General features: G+C 42.4%; 5 protein-coding genes. 1 reads left to right on the plus strand and 4 read right to left on the minus strand.

What is annotated here, in order from left to right:
* Nucleotides 1-404: 404 nt before the first annotated feature.
* From ACFIMU_RS06565 to ACFIMU_RS06580, 4 genes are all read right to left on the minus strand, one after another.
* Nucleotides 405-1,175: a lambda exonuclease family protein gene (locus ACFIMU_RS06565; protein ID WP_375607057.1), complete on the minus strand. Its 771-nt coding sequence runs from the start codon at nucleotides 1,173-1,175 to the stop codon at nucleotides 405-407.
* A 748-nt stretch (nucleotides 1,176-1,923) separates the two neighbouring features.
* Nucleotides 1,924-2,112 (minus strand): hypothetical protein, encoded by a 189-nt coding sequence (locus ACFIMU_RS06570; RefSeq protein WP_375607058.1) that lies wholly within the window; start codon nucleotides 2,110-2,112, stop codon nucleotides 1,924-1,926.
* Between the two features lie 2 nt (nucleotides 2,113-2,114).
* Nucleotides 2,115-2,504 carry a hypothetical protein gene (locus tag ACFIMU_RS06575; protein WP_375607059.1) on the minus strand — a complete coding sequence of 130 codons (390 nt, stop codon included), beginning with the start codon at nucleotides 2,502-2,504 and terminating at the stop codon, nucleotides 2,115-2,117.
* A gap of 312 nt (nucleotides 2,505-2,816) precedes the next feature.
* A complete protein-coding gene (locus tag ACFIMU_RS06580) occupies nucleotides 2,817-3,134 on the minus strand; it encodes an XRE family transcriptional regulator (RefSeq protein WP_375607060.1) in 318 nt (105 codons plus the stop codon).
* A 413-nt stretch (nucleotides 3,135-3,547) separates the two neighbouring features.
* Here ACFIMU_RS06580 and ACFIMU_RS06585 point away from each other — a divergent pair, with 413 nt between their 5' ends.
* Nucleotides 3,548-4,618 (plus strand): YdaU family protein, encoded by a 1,071-nt coding sequence (locus ACFIMU_RS06585; RefSeq protein WP_375607061.1) that lies wholly within the window; start codon nucleotides 3,548-3,550, stop codon nucleotides 4,616-4,618.
* The last annotated feature ends 344 nt before the right edge of the window (nucleotides 4,619-4,962 follow it).

Consider the following 4,962-nt stretch of genomic DNA (forward strand, 5'->3'; position numbering starts at 1 on the left):
TCTTCATGCCCCCCTTTTCCATGTTGGCTAAGAAAATTCCTGCAAAGCTCTTCTCCCCAAGCGGCGCCCCTAAGCTTTCCCCTCAAGAACGGGAGCATAACGTATACAATTGTCACAGCAATAAAAAACACACTTGCCCATCATTGCCGCTCCCCCAGCACTCACCACAAAAGCTCCCAAAATCATGCCACCATATCTCTAAACACTTGGCCTTACTCCCATTCTCGTTTTGCCCTCCGGCATACGCCTTGCATGCGCTTCAAGCTCCCCGCTTTTACCCCCCATTGTCCCAATATGCTTTCACATTCATAGCCAAGCTCTTTGTGCTCCCTGCTTCCCTGCGCCCCCTTGTTTGGCACCCTCTTCCAACATATGCTTTGCTCTTTTCCCTCTGAATTTCTTTTTTATAGAACTTTGCCTCTCCTCAACGCTACACAAGATCCCTTTCTTCCCCTCTTGCGTCTCATTCTTGCTTTGCCCTCCAGCATACGCCTTGCATGCGCTCCAAGCTCCCCGCTTTCTCCCTCCTTCAAAGCAATTTCTGTTCTTATATGAAAACCTGTCTCAACCGATTTAATTTGCTGTACCATCTTCTCCAACGCCTCATTAAAACGGCTAATTTCATTTTCAAGCTTGCAAATATAGGCTTCATCACGATAAGCCCGTTTAATCAAAGGTGGCATATTTGGCCAATAGAGCATTAAATCCACCCATTCGCGTTGAGAAATCCATAACCCTCCTTGACATTGTGCTTTATGTTCTGCTGGAAAGCCCTTTTGCATGAAATGAGGAATTAAAATTTCAGGTTTTTTTGTTTTAATTTCCAACAATCCATTTTTTCCCACAAAAGCATCGGGAGAAAATCCTTGTCCGCGATCATCAGCCAAAACAAAGCCAATACATTTAGGTTCTGTATGTGTCAGTTTCCCATAAAGCTGTCGCGCGCTTGGTTCTAATTCAGTCCCACGTCGCTGAGAAAGTGTTGTCCCTTCATCAACGGTTTTTCCTGTAATTCTTTCTCCCGCCAATTTCATCATCACACTCTGATAGCGTGACGTTTTTTGCCCTTGTTTTGTTCGTGCCATCACCATCTCAAACAACGAAGCCGTAATCAAACCATTACGCACTTGCTGCCATTCCTCTGTTCCTTGAATACAATCGATAATGATTGGCATGGTATTTCTCTCCTTAATCTTTAAAGTGCTTTTTTTTGCAACATATTCTCTTTGAAACATTCATATCTTTTAAGATGCATTCCCCACTAAGAATGACAGCATCCTTAAATATTGTGCTACTGAAATCACAAAAGCTGTTGGAAACGCCCCCCCCAACATCCCTCCTCCCCACAAGTTTCTCATCCCCTCCTTTTCCATATCAGCTAAGTCCCTCCCAAGCGGCGGCCTCCCTAGACGAAAGCATAACGCGTGATATTTTCTCCCCGATAAAAAAAACCTTGCCCGTCATTATCTCCCTAAGGCTCAACACAAAAACGGTCAGAACCGCGCCCCCATAGCGCCTTCCTCTTCTTCCCCCTCAAACACCTTCCCCCATTTCCCAGCATGCTTTCACATTCATGTCCAAGCTCTTTGCACTCCCTGCGCTCAAAGCTCTCTGCTTTCCCCCCTCCCTCAACACTCTACTCTTTCCCCCTACACAAAGCTTTTTTTAAAGATTGACATCTCCTCAACGCTATACGGCTGCCCCCCTTTTCCACACCTCATATCTCCCCTCCAGCATATGCCTTGCATACGCTTCAAGCTCCCCCCATTCTTTCTCCCCACAAGTTTCTCATCCCCTCCTTTTCCATATCAGCTAAGTCCCTCCCAAGCAGCGGCCTCCCTAGACGAAAGCATAACGCGCACCATTGTCACCGCAATGAAAAAGCACTTTGGCCCATCATTGCGGCTTCTTTTTTCAACCCTGCTATTGCACGACGGAAAAATCATAGCGGAGATATTCTTCCGCCAATTTTTTTGCCATAGACAGCGCCGCTTCTTGCGAGATAAAAAGAAGAGCGTCGTGTTTTTGTGGTTCGAGTCTGATTAAATTTCGCATATTTCCAGCATAATAAAGTGGAATCCCTCGATAAGAAGTCTTGAGATAACTTGTCATGTTTACCACCAATAATCTGTCAAGACATCACATGGGCGTAAACGATGCTGTTTTTCATAAGAGCCATAGAGATTATCTTCATAATCGCACGCCGCTCTTTCATTTAAAAAAGCATGATACGCTTCACTATTCAAAATGAAGGGCTGCAATTGTGTATTTTCTTCATTTATTTCATGATTTTCGACATAAAAATCAGCGATTTGTTCCGTAACATCTTCAGCATAAGAAGTTGTCAGATCGAGTCGTAAAACTCTATAAACAGTTTCATATTCTTCAATCAGTTCGAGCACCTCTTCGATTTCGTCGATTGGTCCTTCATAAGTACAAGGATTTTCCTCTTCGCATAAAACGACAATGATTTCATCCTCTTTAACGAATGAAATATTTTTCATGATTTCCCCCTTTAGATAGTTGATAAAGCATAGCCTTGTCTTGACAAGACTAAATATAGCGTTAGTCTTATATCCTCTATAGGAGAGATGTCAATCATTTTATCCTTCATAAAAGATATATTTTAAATATCTACGGGGTTCAAATGACATATGTAAAGAAAAATCTATTATTCTTTGTTCCTCTCATGCCCCTTTGTTGTTCTCTATTTGTTCTTACAAAATTGCAATTATAAACACACAGGAGAGATAAAATGAGTGACATAATATTAATAAAATACTGGAGTCGCCTTGACACAAAAGCACAGAAGGAAGTTATTTTGAAGCTTCGTCAATTGGCCGCCGCAAAAGAGTCAAAATCGCCTGTCTCTCTTGCGGAGAGAGTTTCGAAATAAGCTCTATAAATTCTTTATCTTCAGGGCTAGCCCCTTTTCCGTAAAGAATATAATTCATACTGATATTAATTTCGTGACAAATTCGCGAGAGAGATTCGATTGTTGGTTCTTTTCCTTCAGAAAGAATAGAATGAAGGTACCCCGCGCCTTTACCGGCAGAGAGAGAGATAGATCTTTTTGACCGCCCACTTTTTTCCAAAGCGGTCTTTAATCTTTGACGCCAACCATCGATATTCATAATTTCACCATATAGCGCGTCTTTTTAAAAAAACACGTCCTTTTTATAAAACGGGCTTGCATTATCCTCTAAAAAGGATAAAATTAAGGAAACAAATTTTACTTTTTAGGGGGAATTTTCTATTTTTAGCTCATAAAAACACTTTAACCACCCTACCGGATATAAAAGACCACCTCCAAAGCTTCTGCCCAAAAGAAAGTACGTTGAGAATGTGTGGTATTCTTTATTTTTTCCATCACCGCAATCTTAAATCGTAAGTTTGCATGCGCTTCAAGCACAGCCAATCATTTATAAGCATCGTAAAGAAGCCTCTCGTCATCATCGAACAGAGCCAAAAGCAACACAAGTTAAATCCTTATTTGAGCTTTTATCATCAATAAAAATGTATAAAAAAGAAGAAAGTAGATTGCAGTATGAAACACGCTAATCAACAAGAAACTCCTCATTATGAATCGTCTAGGCTTCCATATGTTTGTTGGTATCAAAATGACTTTCTAGGAGGTGTACGTGGGATGCGCGCACACGAAATTGGAATCTATACGATTCTTCTCAATGAAATGTATGCCCGTGGCCGACCTTTAGAAATATCGAAAGAACGTTTAGCGCGTCTTTGTGGTTGTGACAAGCGAACTTTTGTTAATGTTTTAGAGATGCTCATCCAAGAGGGTAAGATTTTAAATTTAGCCAATGGATTATGGAATAAGCGTTGCGAAAATGTTTTTCAAGAGCGTGAAAAATTGCTTGAACAAAAATCCTTTGCGGGTCGTTCTTCGGCAAAAAAACGCAAGAAAATCAATGTAGAGATGCAACAACTGCTTAACGAAAGTACAAAAGATGTTGCACAAAGCTCAAAAGCTCAAAAGGCAGAAGAAAAGGAAACACCTTACGGTGTTTTAGAAAAGAAAATTTTGTTTGATGAGACAGAACCTTGTTTTTCCTGCGAAGAGAGTTTTGAACAAAGCGATCATCCATCACCCTTATCGGCTCTTGATTCACCTCTCCCTTCTCCTCCACAAGAAGAAGCGGAGCAAAAAAACGCCTCCCCTTTAAACGCTCCCCAAGCGGAGTTCACTCCCGCCCCTATCGCGCAAATTGTCACGGGGGAAAAGACAAAATCCGCCACCACTCTTCCCCTCAGCAATCTTCCTTCCTCCATTCCTTCTTCTTCCAACAAAAAAACCACAGCCTCAGTTGCCAAAGGGTACCGTCTTCCTGAGCATTGGCAAGCAGACATCAAGGCGGCAGTTTCAGAAGGCTTGAGTGAAAGCCAAGCTCTTTGGCAAGCCAAAAAATTTCGCGACTATTGGAAAGCCAAGAGCGGCAAAGAAGCTCTCAAAGTAGACTGGCAAGCCACATGGCGCAACTGGTTTCGCCGTGAGATCGAACGGCAAGAACAGCAAAAACAGGGAAGCTCCTCATCTTTTACCTCTGAGAACAACGACACGCTTTACCGCAGTTTGATCAACTATAGCGACAATTTTTGACATCACAAAACAACGTATTTTTCAAGCACGCGCAGGGATAAAAACGTTTCAAAACCACAATAGCATCGGACAAAATAACACAAAACAAAGGGCGGCAAAACAACACTTGGATAAGCTCTTCACACCGTAAAACGCGTCAACATCGACCATTTTTCTCTCATCACAAAAGCGTTTTCCCCATGCAAAAGCCCCACACAGGCATCCCAACACATGCCCCAACAAGGTATCCCAAAACAGGACTCCAAAATGCACCACCCTCTCACAGACATCCACCCCACCCTTCTTTCACCCCCTTCCTCCTTTCCGCTTTCCTCCTTTTCTCAAGGTGCCACTTCCCATGCTCT

Source organism: Bartonella sp. AC70YNML (assembly GCF_042196545.1).
Taxonomy (GTDB): domain Bacteria; phylum Pseudomonadota; class Alphaproteobacteria; order Rhizobiales; family Rhizobiaceae; genus Bartonella.